The 20,427-nt window shown below is 42.2% G+C and carries 15 protein-coding genes and 1 pseudogene; 5 read left to right on the top strand and 11 right to left on the bottom strand.

The window, feature by feature from the left end; translation table 11 throughout:
* Positions 1-101: 101 nt before the first annotated feature.
* From PY364_RS24575 to PY364_RS24535, 9 genes and pseudogenes are all read right to left on the bottom strand, one after another.
* Positions 102-845, bottom strand: a pseudogene (locus PY364_RS24575) (ABC transporter ATP-binding protein); the annotation flags it as partial.
* 774 nt (positions 846-1,619) lie between these two features.
* A complete protein-coding gene (locus PY364_RS24570) occupies positions 1,620-1,892 on the bottom strand; it encodes a DUF3143 domain-containing protein (RefSeq protein ID WP_275570332.1) in 273 nt (90 codons plus the stop codon).
* Positions 1,893-1,949: 57 nt separating this feature from the next.
* Entirely contained in the window at positions 1,950-2,990 is a 1,041-nt protein-coding gene (locus tag PY364_RS24565) for a hypothetical protein (protein WP_275570331.1), read from the bottom strand.
* A gap of 85 nt (positions 2,991-3,075) precedes the next feature.
* Positions 3,076-3,513, bottom strand: a complete 438-nt coding sequence (locus tag PY364_RS24560; protein WP_275570330.1) for a J domain-containing protein — start codon at positions 3,511-3,513, stop codon at positions 3,076-3,078.
* 494 nt (positions 3,514-4,007) lie between these two features.
* Complete coding sequence (locus tag PY364_RS24555; protein ID WP_275570329.1) at positions 4,008-4,220, bottom strand: hypothetical protein; 213 nt, start codon at positions 4,218-4,220, stop codon at positions 4,008-4,010.
* Between the two features lie 262 nt (positions 4,221-4,482).
* Positions 4,483-4,875 (bottom strand): response regulator, encoded by a 393-nt coding sequence (locus PY364_RS24550; protein WP_275570328.1) that lies wholly within the window; start codon positions 4,873-4,875, stop codon positions 4,483-4,485.
* Positions 4,876-4,951: 76 nt separating this feature from the next.
* Positions 4,952-7,501 carry a response regulator gene (locus PY364_RS24545; RefSeq protein WP_275570327.1) on the bottom strand — a complete coding sequence of 850 codons (2,550 nt, stop codon included), beginning with the start codon at positions 7,499-7,501 and terminating at the stop codon, positions 4,952-4,954.
* Between the two features lie 155 nt (positions 7,502-7,656).
* Positions 7,657-7,896 carry a NifU family protein gene (locus PY364_RS24540; protein ID WP_007356646.1) on the bottom strand — a complete coding sequence of 80 codons (240 nt, stop codon included), beginning with the start codon at positions 7,894-7,896 and terminating at the stop codon, positions 7,657-7,659.
* Positions 7,897-8,511: 615 nt separating this feature from the next.
* Positions 8,512-9,528, bottom strand: a complete 1,017-nt coding sequence (locus tag PY364_RS24535) for a TOBE-like domain-containing protein (protein ID WP_275570326.1) — start codon at positions 9,526-9,528, stop codon at positions 8,512-8,514.
* Between the two features lie 227 nt (positions 9,529-9,755).
* Between PY364_RS24535 and PY364_RS24530 the strand changes: the two genes are divergently transcribed.
* The 5 genes from PY364_RS24530 (at position 9,756) to PY364_RS24510 (ending at position 17,785) form a co-directional block, all read left to right on the top strand.
* A complete protein-coding gene (locus PY364_RS24530) occupies positions 9,756-10,661 on the top strand; it encodes a D-hexose-6-phosphate mutarotase (protein ID WP_275570325.1) in 906 nt (301 codons plus the stop codon).
* 123 nt (positions 10,662-10,784) lie between these two features.
* Positions 10,785-10,985: a hypothetical protein gene (locus tag PY364_RS24525; protein WP_275570324.1), complete on the top strand. Its 201-nt coding sequence runs from the start codon at positions 10,785-10,787 to the stop codon at positions 10,983-10,985.
* 44 nt (positions 10,986-11,029) lie between these two features.
* The gene (locus PY364_RS24520; RefSeq protein ID WP_275570323.1) at positions 11,030-11,377 is read left to right on the top strand and encodes a hypothetical protein; all 348 of its coding nucleotides are present in this window, start codon (positions 11,030-11,032) and stop codon (positions 11,375-11,377) included.
* Between the two features lie 119 nt (positions 11,378-11,496).
* Complete coding sequence (locus PY364_RS24515; RefSeq protein WP_275570322.1) at positions 11,497-13,047, top strand: phosphomannomutase/phosphoglucomutase; 1,551 nt, start codon at positions 11,497-11,499, stop codon at positions 13,045-13,047.
* Positions 13,048-13,249: 202 nt separating this feature from the next.
* The gene (locus tag PY364_RS24510; RefSeq protein WP_275570321.1) at positions 13,250-17,785 is read left to right on the top strand and encodes a PAS domain-containing protein; all 4,536 of its coding nucleotides are present in this window, start codon (positions 13,250-13,252) and stop codon (positions 17,783-17,785) included.
* Positions 17,786-17,869: 84 nt separating this feature from the next.
* On the opposite strand, the gene cydB is transcribed toward PY364_RS24510, so the two are convergent.
* Complete coding sequence (gene cydB / locus PY364_RS24505; RefSeq protein WP_275570320.1) at positions 17,870-18,883, bottom strand: cytochrome d ubiquinol oxidase subunit II; 1,014 nt, start codon at positions 18,881-18,883, stop codon at positions 17,870-17,872.
* 8 nt (positions 18,884-18,891) lie between these two features.
* Positions 18,892-20,340 (bottom strand): cytochrome ubiquinol oxidase subunit I, encoded by a 1,449-nt coding sequence (locus PY364_RS24500; protein ID WP_275570319.1) that lies wholly within the window; start codon positions 20,338-20,340, stop codon positions 18,892-18,894.
* Between the last annotated feature and the right edge of the window lie 87 nt (positions 20,341-20,427).

Raw genomic sequence — 20,427 nt, 5'->3', positions numbered from 1 at the left:
TCTGTTTGTCTGCTGTCTTCTACTATAACTCCGGGTAGGTTTAGCAGTTTGGTCATTATCTTTTTCATAATTAACTTTGATACCAATTATTTACTAATATTTTAGCATAGTAAGTACGAAAGAGCCAAATAGATTGCCTGTTTTAACTTATCAAAGGGAACATTACCAGAGCGAATATAAGGTTTATCAGCAGTTTCTAAAAAAGACATTACCAGTTGTGCGGAACTACTGGTAGAGATTAAACCTATCCTCGCCACATCTATTTGTTGTACCTGGGGTTGTAAGCGGTAAAGGATGAATAAAAAAGTCAGTAGCGTTGGCATAGCTGACTGATTTTGTAGAAGAGAAATCCCCAAAATTACTAATAAGAGGACTGCAGAAAGAACTTCATAGAGGGGATTGATTATTCCTCCCAATACATCGAGTTGTAAAAATGTATTTCTTACGTGCTCAGAAGCACGATCGAATCGTTCTTGCTCGTAAGGTTCTTGCCCAAAGGAACGGATCGCTCTCATTCCTCCTAATCCCTCCCACATTCGCACAGCTAACTGAGAATTAGCTTCTACAGCTTGCTGTGCCAACTGCTTGACTCGGTGTGTTACAAAGTGGATGAATTGGGAGATTAGAAAGAGGGATATACTGATAATTAATGTGAGTCGCCAAGAGATGAGTAGTAACAGTGTGGCCAAGACAATAATCGTACAAGCATTTGAGATCAAGTTAACAAATATATTTAATGCTTTGCTAGTCTGCCAACTTTCTGTAGCTAAAATATTCATAATCTTTCCTGATTCGCTGCGCTCTAAGAAAGAGTAACTAACAGTTAAAATCTGGTTAAAAATTTGTGATACTAAGTAAAATACACAATGGAATGATTAAAACGCGATAGCTATTTTCAGAGTTTGTTCAATAAATTGTTCAGCGTTGTATGCAGGGATAATAACTGAGACAAGAGCTAAATTGGAAGATGTTTGAGAATCTGGCTGCATTGGCTTTTAAAAAGGTTTTTCAACGTTTTGGTTGCTGTCTAAATTCGCGGCTCTACCTTACACTCCTCACAGTCACGACTTACACACTTGTTGGAAAAGAAAGCCAGGGAGTGCTAAAGAAGATTATACCGCATTTTCAGTTCAAAGTCATAAGTCAATGGTATGATTTTTCCCAGCCAGTATTTAATCTAACAAATTTATCTAAGGCGATTTTGACGCGAGCGCTGTTTATCTCGTTGCATAAGTCCTAACTTTGAGTAAGTTTCATAAATGGAAATTGCTCCTCCTCACTAAAAAACTAGAAGTCAAGATATTAGGGTAGTTTTTATTAAAAAATTTTAAAACTCTATAAGTTGATTAATTGAAAGAATGAATACATTAAAAAAATCCGTCAATTTAACTTTCTTATATAGCAGTCGCCATGACAGTTAAGACAGATATCCGTAACGCCGCCCTCTGGGCGGTTAGGGCACCGTAAGCGAAGGCGGCGTTACGTTCAACAAATAAAGTTGTCCTAATCGCCTTGACGGTTTGAAGGAAGACGAGAGGCGGGGGCAGGGGAGTACGGTAGCAGAGGGGCAGAGAAATTTTTGTCTTCCATCTCCCTCGCTTCCCGTCTCCCATCGATAATTACGGGCCAGAAAAAACGGCGGCTTCAATATCCCGGCGGCTCAGAGAGTATTTAAAGGCTCGTTGAATGTCTTTACCGTCGGCTCCGGCGTGAAGGTAGCGGACAGTAAGTTGGTCGATGTCTAGGGAGAGTTCTGCTTCCCAGGTGGGCCGCTGAATTCGCCAGCAGTGGAGTTCGCTGCGGTCTTGTTGGCAACCCCGGCTTTTTAGCCATTGCTCTATTTCGGGGAGGGGATGGTTGTACAAGGGGGTATCGGGGGAAGGAATGCTCATTAGTTGTTGGTAATTGGTAGTTATTGGAACTGGGTGCTAGGTGATTTTAATCTGCTATTAGCTATTATGTTTTTGCAAGATGCTTTCTATAAAGTTGGGGATGAATCGATCTGGAGCCATAAGCTGGTTATAAATATCGCGGTTTTCTAGTTTCATTTCTTGGAGTTGTTTGGTGGTGTGTTTTTCAAAATGTTCTAATACCAAGTCTCCTATCTTATGTAACGATTTTAGCGGTACTTTGATCAAATGAATTTTTTCTTCAAATGGAATTTCTACATCAGTGTCTATTACTAAAGGAATACAACCGGCATTTAAAGCCATATAAAAACGGCCGGAATAATTGCCATTTGCCCTCACGCACAAGGAATAGTCTGATTTGTTCATATTGTCTATGAATCTATTTTCTAGTAAAACTCTATTGGTATTGGCTGGGTTGTAATAATCTTCCAGGGTATTTGTAATATCAAAATTACTGTCTATTCTTCGATCTTCTTCTAGTAAATTCATGGCAATTTTTCTGAGTTGATGGCTCATTCCTTTTTTCAATCTCATGTCTATTTTTTGGGCAAGACTGCCTTGAGATAACAAGGTTTTTGATACTGGGAAAGGCAGGGTTTTGCCTATTTTAAAATATTTGCCTAGGGCTGATGTGGTTCCACAAAAACCAACAGCAGGTTTTTGAGTTTGAGGTAAGATTTCTAGAGATTCTAACTTGGTTTTTGTTTTATGATTTGACCAGTAAGGACGTTCTGTCTCAAATATTTTTTTTAAGCTTTTATAAAGGCCAAAGCGGAGAATGTTTGCTGTTGGTAAGTCTAAGGGTGTATCTAAGTCGCAAGTTGCATCTATAATCAATGGCTTGCTATGAATTTCTGCTTCTTTAACTGCATTCAAAACAGAGTTATCAAAAACACGGCTTTCTGGATCGAAGGCTTTTTTAGGATAGATGGCTAGATCGCAATCTTTTAAAGAGTGTGTTTCAGTCCACTGATTTTCTGCAATGAGTTTGTTAAAGGCTGGATCTCTATTATTTGGTCGGAGGGGCCATAGTAATTCTACACGAGTATCAGGAGGTGCATTAAAGGTATAAATTTTCATGGGCTATTAAGTGGTGATTGATGGGGCTCTGTGCTATTTCAAACTTTTAACAAGAATAAAAATAAATTATCCTTGTTTTGGGTTGTTATTGTTGATTACCTCGAATTAAGGCGATCGCGATCGCCAGGGCTAGACAGCCGAGTAGGGTAAGGCCGAGGATGAAGAGAATGAATATTTCTCCGGGTGAGAGGGGGCGATCGGTGGGATCTAGGTAGGCTGAGTTGGAGTTATTTGGGGAGTTGGAGGGATGGTTTAAGTCTGTTGGGGGCTGAATTATGGTTAAGCGTGAATAGCCGATGTTGCGATCGTAATTGAGACGACGTTCTGGGTTGCTGAGGGTAGCATAGGCAAGGTTGAGTTGTTGAAATTTGGAGGTGGCGATCGCTGTTGGTAGATGGGTGGTGTCGGGATGGTAGCGTTTGCTGAGTTCCCGGTATGCTTGCCGAATTTCTCTGCTTGAGGCTGAAGGATCTAGCCCTAGTAAGCCATAATAAGTTGAGGCCAGGGATATTTGTCCTGGCATTTTTTGCTGTTTATTTTTTGAAGTTGCCTCCTCCGCTGTCACCGAAGCCCCTTTTTGCCTGTTTCTAAATGTTTGACTATTTTAGCCGACTGTTGACCGCTTTAACTGTGACTTTTGTTCAATCAAATTCATTGGGCTGAATATGAATTGCTAAGATCGTCGCAAATTTAGCACATTCTCAAGGCTAAGTCCGTTAATTTGACCAATAGTTTGCTCGTCTAATCATAAGAATATCTGCTTTATATATTCATTTTAGGGTTTGGGCGATCGAGAATGTCCTAACCGTTGTGGCGGTTACTATATTAGGCAACTGAAAAACGCCATAAAGCAGATTACAAGTTGATAGAGTACGCTTAAGACTCATAGATCAATAGTAGTCTGAATTACTAATGGTGCTACTGTCATTAATAAACTTGCAATCTGCTGTATTATTATCCAGAACTGCTTTCCTCTCGTAAGTTTCCTCGTAAAACAGTCCGTAGTATTGTTTCAGGCTAAGCAATTTCTATCTCATCCAAAGCTCTTAATCTAGGTATCCAGGTAGACAACTTGGTCAAGCTATCTAATTTTTTCATGTGTTTATTAGGAGCTAAAACCATCTCCGACAAATCTGGCATTTCCTGCCAGCAGTCAGGACAGAACCAGTAGGTGCTATTATGACGAGCGTGGCGGAGTAATTGAGCGGAACAGCAAGGGCAAGTATTCATGATGTTTGTTAAACCAGATTTAGAACAGAACGATAACCGATTTTCTCAAAAAGTTACTAATCCAAAGAGAATACCTTGACTCTAGTCAAAGCCCCAGTATTCTCATTTCAACCTGGGTTTATGTAAATAGTTAGAATTGATACCAAATAGGCATCTTTTCTGCGATCCCCGACCATACAATTGAAGTTATCGGTAAAATATGAAGAACTCGTGAAGAGCGAGAAAATTGTTACAAAAGGTAAAATAATTTCACAATGGCGATTTAATCTACACTCCAACCCAGAGCTTCTGCCATCAGAACAGGCAAGTTCAACGGTTCAAAAGGCTTATAAATTACAGTAACAATTCCCAAACTAGCAAAGTGTGCGGAGTCGCCAGGCATTACCTTAGCAGTTAATAAAATTACGGGGATGTGCTGAGTAGCACTATTAGCTTGTAACTGTTGAAAAGTAGTCGGGCCATCTTGGCCCGGCATCATCACGTCCAAAAGAATAGCATCAGGCTGCTCAATAATAGCTTTAGCCACACCCTCTTTTCCAGAACTAGCTGTTAGTACCTCCCAGCCCGCCAACAGTTCGAGGCTGACTTGAGCTACTTCCCGAATATCTTCTGCATCATCTACGATCAATATCCGCTTTGTATTTAAGCTCAACATTTTTATATCAATATCCGCTTTGTATTTAAGCTCAACATTTTTATGAAATCTATTTACATACTTTTATTTATTTTAATTAAACTGCCACCACGCGATCGCGCCCAGCAGCTTTAGCTTGGTAAAGCGCCTGATCAGCAGCTCGGTATAAAGCCTGTAAATCATTACCGTCAGAGGGATACTCGGCAATACCAGCACTGAAACTGACTCGAAACTTACCACCCTCGGCATCAACAAATTCTTCACTCCTCCAGTTAACAAGAACATCACCAATGCTCTCGATCGCATCCTGCTTTGCGATCCCGTACATCCCAACCACAAATTCCTCACCACCCCAACGAGCTACCACATCTTGACGGCCGAAGGTGCGGAGTAATAGTTCTCCTAAGCGCCGCAGCACTGCGTCGCCGATCGCATGACCATACTGGTCATTAACCTGCTTAAAGCGGTCTAAATCCAGGAGGGCAAAGCAGAGCGGTTGCTTGTGGCGATCGGCTAGGTGCAAAAATTGACTCAAGTCTTGAGTAGAGCGGCGGCGATTGGCAACTCCTGTCATGGCATCAGTTTCAGCTCTACTACGGAGTAGCTGGCTGCGCTCTAAGCGGTTGAAAATACGATTTACCAGTTCTGGCCCTACTACTGGCTTGGTTACGTAGTCATCTCCTCCCGCCGCAAATACTTGATGTACTGTCTTGGCATCAGTATGGGCAGTGAGGAACAGTACGGGAACTCCGTTCCAACGGGGATCGTTGCGAACTGTCAGGCACAGCTCGATTCCAGTTAAGTAAGGCATTTCAATATCTAGAACTAACAAGTCGGGTACAACCAACTCTAGGATTTCCCAAAACTGTCGCGGGTCATCTAGGGTCAGAGTTTTTACTCCCGAATGTTCTAGCAATACTTGCAGAGCTGCTAGCATTTCGGGGTCATCGTCTACTACCAAGACTTTAGCTTCGGCAGTGCGGGAATGTCTGATTGTATCTAGCACTACCTCGATCGCCTGAGTAGGCAGCACTGGTTTCTGTAAAAATGCCCTTCCTCCTAGTCTAGCAACTTCTACTCGCTCAGCAAAATTGCCCTGACGAGCAAATACGACTACGGGCACGGACGGTGTTTGGTTAGTGAAATCTGCTAACAATTGATAGGAACTTTCCAGTTCTTCTTCTTCTCCTTCATTAAGCTTGAGGTCAAGCAACACAACGTCTGGATACAATGAATTGCCGTTCCTGTTAGGCTGGCAAAAAACAGCTCTAGCTGCTGACAAATTCCTTGCAACTTCGGCTCGTAAACCTTGTCTGTGGGCCTCTCCAGCTAAATCTTTAGTAAAGGACTCATCCTCATCAACGATCAACAGCAAAGGAGATGGGGAGGGTGGCAAGGATCTCGAAGTTAGGGAGGATGGGGAAGATTTAACTTCCTCATCTCCCGCGCTCAAGAGATTGAGAGCTTCCCCGCTCTCCTGCTCTAACTCACGGCGCAAAGTCGCCACGAGCTCGGAAAGTTGTGGTGCTTGGTCTTGTTTAAGATTGCTCTGAAGCAGATTTTCGATCTCGCGGGCCAGGCGTGAACCTTCCGCTAAACCAAAGGTTCCCAAGGAACCTATGAGTTTATGAGCTTCTTGACTTGCTTGCTGTCGCAGTTCATCACTGAGTTGACCAAGGCTTAGGGCAACATGGGTTTGATCGAAGATGGCGATGCGATCGCTAATGCTACTTTTGAACCGTTCGCAAACTTTCGCTATGGCATCGCTCAAGGATGATTCTTTGTTGCTAAATTCTTTGTTGCTAAGGAGTGCATTAGAATTTTGGGACTCTGTTGCAATGCGATCGGTTGCTTGTAAGTTAATATTGTCTTTAAGATTGCTGCTATTTCCCAGTTTTGGTGGGAGCGATGGCAGCGATAAATCTTCTGGTTGAGGAGTATTTGATGTCAAGTTTCCTGTTGTTTTTTGTCTTGTGTCTGGCTTGAGACGATAGCCTAAACCGTAAACTGTTTCAACTAAATCTGGTGGCGCACCTGCTGCTTTTAACTTGCTCCGTAAACCTTTAATATGAGCTCTTACGGTTTCCTCCGCTGGCGATTCTTCAAATGACCAGACACTATCCAAAATCGCACGGCGGCTGAAAACGCGCTGGCTATTACGCAAAAATAACTCTAGCAGAGCGTATTCTTTCGGGGTTAAATTGACGGGTTGGGTTTCGTAAATTACCTCATAGGTATTAGGGTTAAGTCGTAGTTGACCCGATTCCAAAATTGGTGGTAATGCTGCACTTCCTCGCCTCAGAATCGCCCGAATCCGAGCTGATAATTCTAAAACGTCAAAAGGCTTAACTACATAGTCATCAGCCCCGGCATCAAGTCCTTCTATTTTATTAGCACAACTATCGCGAGATGTTAATAGAAGAATCGGAGTTGTGGTGTGTCGCGATCGCAGTTGGCGACAAAGTGCGATCCCGTCCAGTTTTGGCAGCACCACATCCAGCAATATCAAATCATAGTTAAAAGCCTCTGCATATTCCCATCCTGCTTGACCATCACTGGCCACGTCAACAGTATAATGTTGCTCGGCAAGGGTAGTGCTGAGAGCTTGGGCTATATACTCGTCATCTTCTACCAGTAAAATTTTCATAATTGGTAATTGTTAACTGTTAACTGTTAACTGTTAACTGTTGACTGTTAACTGCTAACTGTTAACTGCTAACTGTTAACTGCTAACTGCTAACTGCTAACTGCTAACTGCTAACTGTTAACTGTTAACTGTTAACCAATTACTTTAAGATCGGCTTACATTACTTGTTCAACTTCGGCAATTTCTGGGATAGTTTCACGCAAGCGGCGCTCAATTCCCATTCTCAAGGTCATTGCTGAGCTGGGGCAAGAACCGCAAGCTCCTTGTAATCGCAGTTGGACTACTGGGCCTTCAATCTCTACCAGTTCAACGTTTCCGCCGTCGGACATCAGGTAGGGCCGCAATTCATCCAGAACTTGTTCTACGTTTTCTCTCGTGAGTGCTAATGTTGTCATATTTTACCTTGCGAATATTCCGCACAACTGATATCGATCTAGATCCTAGCGCTAATTGCTGTGATTGACACTCTCCTGTTTGTCATAAGCGGGGATTCTTCTCTGACAAAATTTGGGGGATAAATCCGCCCACAGTTTGATTCTTAACTGGTTTGCCAATCACCGACGATCCACTCGCTCAACGCTCAATAATTGAGTCTGTGGCTACTTTTTGATTTCTGTACAAGAAACTGTACAGCACGATTGCCAACTGTCGAGTTTTTCACCCAGTTGGTCGGCAATAATGTGTATGATAGCACTCCTAGTACAATTAAATTTTGAGCGGATTCATCCCCCAAATTTTGTTCTTAAGAATCCCTATGTCTTTAGACTGGGAGTGTCAAAAACATTTGTCTATCGAAGGAATTGTACAAAAAACCAGGTTTCCTACAACAACTGAGTTAGGATCGGAGCTTGTTTCTAGGCTCTTTCGGCAACAATCTGTGTAAAATGTATCAGGTACTACATTTTAATGGCGATCGGCAATGGATCTTCACTTAAGATATTTTATTGAATTTACTAAATGTAAGTGTTTTTACTTGCTATCAGAAAGAAGGATTTAACATTTTACAACTACTAAATAGAATAGTAAAGTGGAAAAGACTTGGCATCTTTTGGCTTAATATAAACCTGTTGCTGCGGCTGCAACTGCAACTGGTCAAATCGCTCTCGCGTCAGGTTAGCAGTGACTACTTGACCATCATCTAAGATTAATTCAGCTTGAATTTCCCAGCCCAAATGTATTACTCGGTTAACTTTTGCTGGTACTGTCAGCTCATCTTGTTTTATTTGAATCACAACATCGTGAGGACGCAGAAAAATTTCTGGGTTAGCTGAGTCAAAACCGCTACTTTGGAAAATCCCAGAACTGCTAGGTAATACATTCACTGGCCCGATAAAACTCATCACAAAAGCACTAGCTGGTCGGTCGTAAATATCTGCTGGCGTGCCAACTTGTTCAACTTTTCCTTTGTTCATTACAACAATTTCATCGGCAACTTCCATTGCTTCTTCTTGGTCGTGAGTGACAAACACTGTGGTGACGTGAACTTCATCATGGAGTCGTCGCAACCAGGCCCGTAAATCTTTGCGGACTTTGGCATCAAGGGCTCCGAAGGGTTCATCTAATAGTAATACTTTGGGTTCAACTGCTAGGGCTCTGGCGAGGGCGACTCGCTGGCGTTGGCCGCCAGAAAGTTGAGAGGGATAGCGATCGCCTAATCCTTGCAATTGAATTAAGTCTAATAATTCTTCTACTCGTGCTTTTACCTTTGCACGGGGTCGCTTCTGAAGTTCCAGCCCAAAGGCGATATTTTTCCGCACGGTCATGTGCTTAAATAGGGCGTAGTGTTGAAATACAAACCCGATATTTCTTTCTTGGACGTTTTGATGGGTGGCATCTTGACCAGTAAGCCAAATTTTGCCAGAGTCAGGCATTTCTAAACCTGAAATCAGCCGCAACAAGCTAGATTTGCCCGATCCTGAAGGCCCCAACAGCGCTACTAAAGAGCCGGATTTAATCTCTACGCTTACTTGGTCAACAGCTTGGAAGCTGCCAAAACTCTTCGATACGTTCTCAACGAGGATGCTCATTTTTAAAAGAAGGAGGAATAAGGGAGGACGCTTGGGGAGTAGAATCACCGATTCGCTGGTAGATTCTTGGTAGTTTTATATCATAGTTGCACGTACCAAGTATAGACAGGAGTTGAGTTTTTTATGGGGCGATCGCACTCCTCAAAATATAGTCAAACTCACCAATTAAAGAAAATCTAGCCGCCATACTATCAGATAATTGGGAAGCAGTTCACCAGGCCGACTCCATGAGTATTGACCAATTAAACACCGATTATGGCATTGCCGGCCATCTCACCTTTGCCGCCGGAAAGGGTGGTTTTCCGATGATTCACATCGACAATGGCCAAGCCAAAGCCTTGATTTCCGTGTATTCTGGCCAAGTATTGTCCTTCAAACCCGCCACCGAACCCACAGACTTGATGTTCCTGAGTGAAAAAGCCTATTATGCTGAAGGAAAAGCCATCAAAGGCGGCATTCCCATCTGTTGGCCTTGGTTTGGCCCCGATCCCGAAGGTTTAGGTCGTCCCAGTCATGGATTCGTGCGAAATCGCCTTTGGAATGTGATTAACACCGCTACCACCCCAGACGGCGCAACTAAGGTTATTCTAGGACTTAAGGATACTGAGGAAACTAGAGCGATTTGGCCTCAAGCCTTTGAACTTGCGATCGCCATTACTGTTAGCAATACCCTTATTGTAGAATTAATTACCCGCAATTTAGGGGATAAAGCATTTCCCCTCACCCAAGCTTTCCACACCTATTTCCAAGTCGGGGATATCAACCGCGTGCAGGTTTTGGGATTAGAAAATACTCAGTATCAAGATAAGGTTGATGGTGGTGTAGAAAAAACTCAAATCGGTGCGATTGCGATCGCAGGTGAAGTAGATCGAATCTATCTCAATGTTACCAAGGAATTAGTCATTGACGATGCCTCCCTCAATCGTCGGATTCGCATTAAATCCTCTGGTAGTAAATCCGCCGTAGTTTGGAATCCCTGGGTGAAGATTTCTGCTAGCATGGGCGACCTTGATGATAGCGATTATCAGCGTTTAATCTGCGTAGAAACCACCAATGCGGCGACGGATATTGTGGCAGTCCCTGCTCATGGTGAGTTCCGGTTAGAGGCAATTTACAGCATTGAACGCGACTAGGTGTATTTTCAAACTAGGAGATCCCCACTACTTGAAAAAGGGAGGAAGAAACATCAAAATCTCCCTTCTTAAAGAGTATTTCTGGGCATCTCCATCGAGATTTTAAATAGCATAGGTAAACCAATGGATAATTCACTTAAAAGACAAGTTTTTTGTCGAAAAATTAACCTCAAAGAACAAAAAAGTGATTTTGCTTATTGGCAAACTCAATCTTATCAAGCCAGACTTGAAGCCTTAGAAGAAATTCGTCATAACTATCACCAATGGAAAGGTCATAATGCTCAATCAAGACTTCAAAGAGTTTATACAATTTCTCAACGATAATCATGTTCGATATCTTGTTGTTGGCGGCTATGCAGTAGCAATACATGGTCATCCGCGTTATACAAAAGACATGGATCTGGATAGAAAGTAGCTTAGACAATGCAAATAACTTACTTCAAGCTTTAGAGCAATTTGGTTTTAGTTCTTTAGGTTTACAAACTCAAGACTTTCTGACTCCTGAACAAATTATTCAGCTTGGCTACCCTCCTAATCGAATAGACTTATTGACGAATATTGACGGCGTTATTTTTGAGGATTGTTATCCTTTGCGGTTAGAAGTTTTTATTGATGATATTGTCGTTAATTTTATTGACTTAGATAATTTGAGAAAAAATAAAAAAGCATCAGGAAGATTGCAAGATTTAGCTGACTTAGAAAATTTGACTGACTAGCAAAAAAAGTAAGACTTACTTCCTATCAATGGCAACAAATGTAACAATCTCAGATCAAAAACTGGTGTACACTAACATACTATACTAAATTTGCCACCATAATATTACCATCAACAATCATGCAAAACTTCAACTGGACAAAACTCCAAAATGGCTCAGACATTCGCGGTATCGCCCTCGAAGGTATTCCCGATGAAAAGGTCAATCTCACCCCCGAAATTGCGACAATTTTAGGTCAAGCTTTTGTCCATTGGCTTGCCCAAAAAATTAACAAGCCAGCAGCAGAATTAACCATTTCCATCGGCCGCGACAGTCGCCTATCTGGGCCAACCTTAATGCAAGCAGTTATGGAAGGTATCGCCTCAGTTGGTAGCCAAGTTTATGACTTTGAAATGGCTTCAACTCCAGCCATGTTTATGAGTACCATTACCTCTGGATTTACTTGCGACGGCGCGATTATGCTAACCGCCAGCCATTTACCATTTAATCGCAACGGCTTAAAATTTTTCACCGCCCAAGGAGGGTTACAAAAAAAAGATATTACTGATATCTTAACATTAGCTGAAGCCAATAATTTTCAGCTAGCCGCAACTAAAGGCAATATTACAAAGCATGATTTTATCTCAGTTTATGCCAACCAATTTGTCACAAAAATCCGGGAAGCAGTTAATCATCCCGATAATTTTGAGCAACCACTAACCGGATTGAAAATTGTTGTCGATGCTGGTAATGGTGCGGGCGGATTTTATGTTGACAAAGTGTTAAAACCTTTAGGTGCAGACACCACAGGTAGTCAATTTTTAGATCCCGATGGTACTTTCCCCAATCACGTACCAAATCCCGAAGATAAAGCAGCAATGCAGTCAATTTGTCAAGCAGTAATTAAACATCAAGCTGACTTTGGAATTATTTTTGATACCGATGTAGATCGCAGTGCGGCTGTCGATCGAACGGGGAAAGAACTTAATCGCAATCGCTTAATTGCCTTGATTTCTGCGATTATCTTAAAAGAGCATCCTGGATCTACCATTGTCACCGATTCTATCACATCTGATGGTTTAACACAATTCATTGAAGAGGATTTAAAAGGGATTCACCATCGCTTTAAACGCGGCTATAAAAATGTAATTGATGAATCTATTCGTCTCAATCAAAGCGGACAGGAATCATGGTTAGCTATTGAAACTTCTGGACACGGAGCATTGCAAGAAAATTACTTTCTGGATGATGGCGCTTACTTAGTTAGTAAATTATTGATTGAATTGGCTAAAGCAAAATTGGCTAATCAATCTTTGCCAGATTTAATTGCTAATTTAAAAGAACCCGAAGAAAGTGCCGAGTTTCGGATTAAAATTGCTGTGGATGATTTCAAGTCTCATGGTAATAGTATAATTGAAAAACTACAAGAATTTGCGGCAATGCAGACAGACTGGCAAATAGTTCCCAATAACTATGAAGGCTTGCGAATTTCCTGTGTTTCAGCCAATGAAGATGGCTGGTTTTTGTTACGTTTATCGCTACACGATCCTGTTATGCCATTAAATGTTGAGTCTAATGTTAAAGGTGGTGTTGCTCGCATAGCGAAGCGGCTTTTAGCTTTTTTCCAGATGCAAGAATCTCTGGATTTATCCCCACTTTTGCATAAATATGGTTCTCCTCTGAACAACTAGGTAGAAACAGGATTTCTTAGAGAAATCCGGTTTCTAATTTTTCACACAATAATTTATAAGGAAGAAGGAAGGATGTAACCGGATTTGATAAGATTTGTGTTTCCTTGACGCAGATCCATGCAGATACCCCGGATCGACCCAAGGGACTTTGGACTATACTTGATTGGTATAAAAAAGTTTTTATTAAACCAATTCAAGGTCTATGTCATCCTCCCTAAGTTACGACTTTCTGCTCGATCGGCCGGTGGATACAGACGATCCGACTCTGTTATCCCTGAGAGATCGTCAATTGCGGACGCTGTTTGAGACTGTACTGGATGGAATGGCGATCGCAGACGATCGAGGGTGTTACCTAGATGTCAACCCCGCCACCTGTGAATTATTTGGTCTAGAGAAAGAGCAACTTCTGGGGCGCTGCATCTATGACTTTGCGGAACCGGGATTTAATTTCCAAGCAGGATGGCAAGAATTTCAGCAACAAGAAAAAGTGCGCGGTGAGTTCCATTTAGTGCGGGCTGACGGGAATATTCGTATAGTGGAATATGCGGCGACGGCTAACTTTTTACCCCACCGCCACTTATCCGTAATGCGAGATATTACAGAACGCAAACAAGCAGAAGCAAAGGTGAAGGAACTGACACAACAGCTAGATGGGCAAATTAGCGAACCTGTCAGCGAACTAGAGCAAACCCAAGCTCAATTACGGCAATCTCAGCAAAGACTGGAAAGTATTTTAAATTCTGTTGAGGGAGTAGTGTGGTCAATCCACCCGGAAACCTTTGAGACGATTTACATTAACCCCGCTGTAGAACAAATATTTGGCTACTCGATAGCAGAGTTTTTCGCTAACCCTAACCTCTGGTTTGAAGTCGTTCATCCCGACGATAAAAGTAGTATTGCCAATGCTTTTACTAAACTCGCAGATCGGGGGAAAACTAGAACAGAATATCGCATAATTCGACCCGATGGAGAGGTGCGCTGGTTGTCTGTTAACTCTTATTTGGTCTATGACGAAACCAGAAAACCAATTCGCATTGATGGCATTACTACCGACATTACCGATCGCATTGAGTCACAAAGTCGCCTAGAACAAATTGCCCGCCAAATCCCCGGAGTTATTTATCAGTTTCGTCAGCATCCTGATGGTACTTTCCATTTTCCATACTCTAGCGAGGGAATGCGAGAAATTTATGGCGTTTCCCCAGAAGAAGTATACGAAGATGCTTCTAAAGTTTTTAGTGTTATCCACCCGGATGACCTCGATCGCGTCACTCAATCCATTCTTGAATCCGCCGAACATCTTACCCCTTGGTATTGCGAATATCGAGTTTGTTTACCCAATAGGCGGATGCTGTGGTTAGTGGGTAATGGTACACCTCAACGAGAACTTGATGGCGCTACCTTGTGGCATGGTTATATTCGGGATATCACAAAAAGTAAAGCCACAGAAATCGCTCTACGAACCAGCGAAAATAAATTCCGCAGCATCATTGAAAATCTCAATGATATGGTTTATATGATCGATCCTGATAGCACATTCAGCTATCTTAGTCCCAACTTTAAAGATGTTATGGGATATGAACTAGCAGAATTGTTAGATCGTGCTTTTGATCAGTGGATTCACCCAGAAGATTTACCAATTTGTGTAGAGGCGGTTCAGCGATCTTTGCAAGGTGAGAAACTGCGGGGGATCGAATACCGAGTTTTGCATCAGGATGGCAACTATTACTGGCACTCTTCAAATTTATCAGCCCTGCGAGATGACGAAGGGCAAGTGGTTTCCTGTTTAGGAATAGCCCGTTATATCCACGCTCAAAAACAAGCAGAAATCGCCTTGCAGGAAAGTAATAGCCGTTGGCAGTTGGCAATAGAAGGAGCCGGAGATGGCACTTGGGATTGGAACCTCAAAACCAATGAAGCGATCTTTTCTCGGCAGTGGAAAGCGATGCTGGGCTACGAAGAAGATGAAATTGTTAATGATTTAGTTGAGTGGGATAGTCGGGTACATCCAGAGGATAAAGCCCAATGCTATGAAGATTTTGCCAAACACCTGAACGGCGAAACCTCTGCTTATCGCAATGAACATCGCCTGCGTTGTAAAGATGGTTCCTACAAGTGGATTTTAGATCGCGGTCAGGTGATTGAATGGGACAAAGAAGGTCAACCTTTGCGGTTTATTGGTACTCATAGCGATATTAGCGATCGCAAACAAGCTGAAACCCAACTAAAAGAAATATCTGAGCGTTTGTCATTGTCACTCAAGTCTGGGGGAATTGGTTGTTGGGAATTGGATCTCGTACTTGACACCCTCTTTTGGGACGAGCGGATGTACGAATTATATGGCATAAATAAAGATTCCGAGACTAGATTAGCTTACGAGATTTGGGCAAATGGGTTACATCCTGATGACCGAGATACCAGCGAAACATTACTTCGCCAAACTCTTTTGGGAGAAGCAGAATTTGATACTGAATTTCGTGTTATTCATCCTGATGGCAGCATTCATTTCCTTAAAGCATTCGGTATAGTTCAGCACAACGCAGAGGGTAATCCGCAAAAGATCATTGGGGTTAACTTTGATATTAGCGATCGCAAAGAAGCTGAAATCTTACTCGAACAAAGCCAAAAACGCTATGAAACCCTAGCAGAAGCATCACCAATCGGCGTATATTTAACTGATGCTAAGGGTGACTGCCTCTATGTGAATCAAACTTGGTCGCAAACTACGGGCTTAACTAAAGAAGAGGCTATTGGCCCAGATTGGGCTCGGACTCTTCATCCTGAAGATAAAGAGCGTGTTTTTAAAGAATGGTATGAAACTGCCTTAGTCAAACAACAATTTCGGTCTGAGTATCGCTTCCTACATCCCGATAGTAGTATAGCTTGGGTGATGGGTCAAGCCTTACCTCTGATCGATAGCGAAGGTGAAATAGAAGGATATGTTGGCACTGTAACTGACATTAGCGATCGCAAACAAGCTGAAATAGAGTTAGCCTCTTCTCAAGCAGAATTAATGGCCCTATTTAACGCCATGCAGGATGTGATTATTGTCCTGAATGCAGAGGGACGCTATCTAAAAATCGCTCCCAGTTGTGCTCCTCTATTATACCAACCTTCAAAAGAAGTTTTAGGCAAAACTCTGCACGAATTACTACCCAAAGATGCCGCAGATTTATTCCTCAACACCGTTCACCAAGCCATTATTAATCAATCCCTGACGCAGTTGGAATACTCATTACCTATAGGGGATCGCTTAGTCTGGTTTGATGGGAGAATTTCTCCTATGTCTGAAGATAGAGTTGTTTTGGTAGCAAGAGATATTAGCGATCGCAAACGTCAAGAACAAGCTCTCCGCTTAATTGTCGAAGGTACGGCGGCTAAAACAGGCGAAGAATTCTTCAAAAGTTGCGTTCAATATCTCGCACAAGTATTAGAAGTACGTTATGCTGTGATTTCTGAATTTGTTGACTCAGAAAAATCGAGCGCAAAAACTCTAGCATTTTGGGCAGGAGACGACTTTTGCGATAATTTTACTTACAGTCTAGTCGGGACACCCTGTAAAAATGTTGCTAGTAATACCGAGGTGTGCCGATACCCAAATTCTGTGCAGCACTTGTTCCCTGAAGATGATTATTTAGTGGCGATTAAAGCTGAAAGTTATGCTGGTTTGTCGATTATAGATACTGCTGGTAATTATTTGGGATTACTAACAGTTTTAGACACTAAGCCGATGGTGCAAGATATAGAAATGCAGTCAGCAATCTTGAGAATCTTTGCCACTCGTGCTGGTGCGGAAATAGAGCGGATAAAGGCGGAAGCAACAGTACGTGAATCGGAAATTCAACTGCGGCTGCAATCTGAAGAATTAGAAAAAACTCTCAAAAGATTGCAAACTACTCAAACTCAGTTAATTCAATCCGAAAAAATGTCTAGTTTGGGGCAGTTAGTGGCAGGAATTGCCCATGAAATTAATAACCCAGTGAGCTTTATTTTCGGCAATCTTCAACCCGCCGCCGATTATGCCAGTGACTTAATAGAGCTAATTCACCTTTACCAAGAGCATTATCCGATTCCACCGCTGGTGATTTCAGAATTTGCAAAAGCTATCGACTTTGAGTATCTAGTAAGTGATTTTTCTAACTTGCTGAACTCGATGAAAACTGGAGCCACACGCATCAGTGATATTGTTAAGTCTCTGCGGACATTCTCGCGCTTAGATGAAGCAGATTTGAAGGAAATAGATGTTCACGAAAATATCGAGAGTACCTTAATTATTTTACAAAATCGCTTGAATGTAGGTACTGGAAAGAAAAAACTTTCTGTGGTCAAGAACTATGGAAAGTTACCCTTAATTGAATGTTATGGTGGTTTATTAAATCAGGTGTTTCTGAATTTGTTAGTCAATGCTATTGATGCCATTGAACAACAGCGCTCTAGCCTAGATTTAACCCAGGAATCGGATTATCTTGGCTGCATTACAATTACGACTGCGATCAATTTAGGAAATCAGGTTATTATATCCATTCAGGATAATGGTTGTGGGATGAGTTCAGAGGTACAAGAAAAGATATTTAATCCATTTTTTACCACTAAACCTGTTGGTAAAGGTACGGGTATGGGTTTGGCAACTAGCTATCAAATTGTAAACGAAAATCATCGGGGTCGTTTGCGGTGTTGTTCCGCATCGGGAGAGGGTACTGAGTTTGTGATTGAGTTGCCGATTTGTGAGCAGAAGTAATACGAAGGAAGAAGGAAGAAGGAAGAAGATATATACAGCATAAAAATCTGGATGCTCCCCTTTTTCCTTCTTTCTTAGTTCATTTCATTGTCCATAATGACCGCCAACAACCTTACCCCGAAAAACAACATAATTGTAGATGTTGTAAAACAACATAATCGGGATCAGAAAGCCAATGAAGATAATCATAAATACCAGAGCACTTGGGGAAGCTGCTGCTTGGTAAATCGTGATTTGAGTTGGGATAATATAGGGAAAAACTATCAATCCTAACCCCAAGAAACTCATCAAGAAAATTAGGATAGTCCAGATAAAAGGTGTCCGTTCTTCCTTACGGTCAATGCTTCTCAGCAATAACCAAATTAACAGCACTCCCAGCAGAGGAATGACGGCAAAAATATAAACTAACGGGGCATCAAATAACTTTGCCCTCGCAGTTTCAGAAAAAATAGGAGTTGTAATAGTAATCACAATTGCTCCAATCAAGGTTGTAATTGCAGCAATTTTCGCCGTGCGATAGTGAGTAGTTTGTAGTTCTTCACCTGTTTTCATAATCAAATAGGTGGAACCAATCAAAACATAGCCTTGAATTAGCGTTAAAGCGACAACAATTGAGCGCCAAGTTAGCCAGTCCCAAGTTGTGCCGATAAAGTGTCCCGATGGGTCAACTGCAATGCCTTCTAGCACCCCACCCAGGGCTAAACCTTGGGCGAAAGATGCTAAAAAACTTCCGGCCCCAAAAGCATAATTCCAGAATAATTTCCGGTTAGAATGTTCGCGAAATTCAAAGGCAACTGCCCGAAAAATTAACCCGAACAACATCATCATAATCGGGATATACAAGGCGTTTAAAATTGTGCCGTAAGCTAGGGGAAATGCACCAAAAAGTGCGCCTCCCATTAATACAAGCCAGGTTTCATTGGCATCCCAAACATTGCCCAGACTGGTCATTAAAATGCCGCGCCGTTCTTCGTCATCAGCAGTTAAGGACAAAATTCCTACGCCTAAGTCAAAACCATCTAGCATGACATAGAGCAATAGAAAAAGAGCCAAAATTACGAACCAAACTTGGGGAAGAAAATGCTCTAAAGCTGTCATAAAATCTCCTATTGCTGTGCTTCTGCTGGTCGGCTATCGGGAATGTGTTCGGCGGGTTCTGTCTCAATTGCTGGTTCATTTTCTAAATTTAAACCTGGTACTGGCAAGCTGAAATTCGGGCCTTGACGAATAATTCTGCTACCAAAATACAAGGTACAAATTAATAGAAAGCTGTAGACAGTAGCAAAGGTAATCAGGGAACCTAAAACATTACTGGCGGGAATAGCAGAAACAGCATCGGCGGTGCGAATTTGTCCGTAAACAGTCCAGGGTTGCCTACCCACGCAGCGCACTATCCAACCTGATTCTACCGCAATATATCCCAGGGGAGCGGCTAAAATCCAAGCTCGCATTAGCCAAGTTTGTTGAGCAATATTTTCAGCAGAAAGTTTGCCTCGAATCCACTGAATTGTACTGAATGCCATTAATGCTGCAAAGTAGAAACCAATAGCTACCATGATGCGGAAAGAATAGTAGATTAAACCTACCATTCGGGGTCTATCTTCTGGTTTCCATTCTTTGAGGCCGAGGACGGGTTCTGACAGTGTTGGTTTGAATTCTAGAACTAATCCTAATGTTTTAGGTATTGCTAGTTCCCAGTCATTTTTTTCTGCTTTTTCGTTCGGTAAAGCTAAGGCTAGCCAATCAGCAGATTTTCCGGCTGGAATTGTTTCCCATTGAGCCTCCATTGCTGCTAGTTTGGTAGGCTGATAGTGATAGACTTGTTCGGCGCTTAAATGCCCAATATAAATTTGTAAAGGGGCAACTGCGATCGCAGCGGCTAGTACAATCTTTAATGAGTAAGAAAAGAAGGCTGAGTGACGCTTATTTAAGATGTACCAGGCACTAATACCACCAATCACAAATAGCGATGTTTCTAATGTTGCAAAGAACATATGGAGAACGCTATTGAGCATAAATGGATTGAGGATGGCTTGAAAGTAATCGGAAACGATAAATTTGCCATTCACAAAGTCTCCACCTGTGGGACTTTGTAGCCAGGAATTAGCTACTAATATCCAGAAGGTTGAGAGGTTGGCACCAAAGGCTACCATGATTGTAGCGAAATAGTGAATGACGGGATTAACGCGCTCCCAGCCAAATAGCATGATGCCTAAAAAACCTGCTTCTAGCATGAATGCCATTGCAGCTTCAAAGCCTAAAATACTGCCGAAAAAATCGCCCGCTGCTTCGGAAAATGGAGCCCAATTTGTGCCAAATTGAAATTCCATTGGGATGCCGGAAGCTACGCCAATGCCGAAGTTAAGGACGTAAAGTTTTGCCCAAAAGCGAGCATGATGGTAGTAGTCAGGATTGCGGGTTTTGAGCCACATTCCCTCGACTATGACTAGATAAATTCCCATGCCTGTAGTTAATACTGGCCAGAGGATATGGAAGATGGCAGTCAGTGCAAATTGCATTCGCGATAGCGCGAGGGTATTAGAGAAAAAATCCATGTCTGACCTCAGTTAGTTAGTAAACCTTTAAAGATTGACTGTGATGATTATATACGTAACGCCGCCCTCTGGGCGGTATCTTTACCG

It is taken from the genome of Kamptonema sp. UHCC 0994 (assembly GCF_029167235.1).
Taxonomy (GTDB): domain Bacteria; phylum Cyanobacteriota; class Cyanobacteriia; order Cyanobacteriales; family Microcoleaceae; genus Kamptonema.
Note: the sequence above shows the minus strand (reverse complement) of the source record. Positions and strands in the feature narration are given on the sequence as shown.

Bases quoted from the DNA above. Each gene is read 5' to 3' on its own strand.
- PY364_RS24570 (WP_275570332.1), bottom strand. From the start codon at position 1,892: ATGAGCATTCCTTCCCCCGATACCCCCTTGTACAACCATCCCCTCCCC.
- PY364_RS24565 (WP_275570331.1), bottom strand. From the start codon at position 2,990: ATGAAAATTTATACCTTTAATGCACCTCCTGATACTCGTGTAGAATTA.
- PY364_RS24560 (WP_275570330.1), bottom strand. From the start codon at position 3,513: ATGCCAGGACAAATATCCCTGGCCTCAACTTATTATGGCTTACTAGGG.
- PY364_RS24555 (WP_275570329.1), bottom strand. From the start codon at position 4,220: ATGAATACTTGCCCTTGCTGTTCCGCTCAATTACTCCGCCACGCTCGT.
- PY364_RS24550 (WP_275570328.1), bottom strand. From the start codon at position 4,875: ATGTTGAGCTTAAATACAAAGCGGATATTGATCGTAGATGATGCAGAA.
- PY364_RS24545 (WP_275570327.1), bottom strand. From the start codon at position 7,501: ATGAAAATTTTACTGGTAGAAGATGACGAGTATATAGCCCAAGCTCTC.
- PY364_RS24540 (WP_007356646.1), bottom strand. From the start codon at position 7,896: ATGACAACATTAGCACTCACGAGAGAAAACGTAGAACAAGTTCTGGAT.
- PY364_RS24535 (WP_275570326.1), bottom strand. From the start codon at position 9,528: ATGAGCATCCTCGTTGAGAACGTATCGAAGAGTTTTGGCAGCTTCCAA.
- PY364_RS24530 (WP_275570325.1), top strand. From the start codon at position 9,756: ATGAGTATTGACCAATTAAACACCGATTATGGCATTGCCGGCCATCTC.
- PY364_RS24525 (WP_275570324.1), top strand. From the start codon at position 10,785: ATGGATAATTCACTTAAAAGACAAGTTTTTTGTCGAAAAATTAACCTC.
- PY364_RS24520 (WP_275570323.1), top strand. From the start codon at position 11,030: ATGGTCATCCGCGTTATACAAAAGACATGGATCTGGATAGAAAGTAGC.
- PY364_RS24515 (WP_275570322.1), top strand. From the start codon at position 11,497: ATGCAAAACTTCAACTGGACAAAACTCCAAAATGGCTCAGACATTCGC.
- PY364_RS24510 (WP_275570321.1), top strand. From the start codon at position 13,250: ATGTCATCCTCCCTAAGTTACGACTTTCTGCTCGATCGGCCGGTGGAT.
- cydB (WP_275570320.1), bottom strand. From the start codon at position 18,883: ATGACAGCTTTAGAGCATTTTCTTCCCCAAGTTTGGTTCGTAATTTTG.
- PY364_RS24500 (WP_275570319.1), bottom strand. From the start codon at position 20,340: ATGGATTTTTTCTCTAATACCCTCGCGCTATCGCGAATGCAATTTGCA.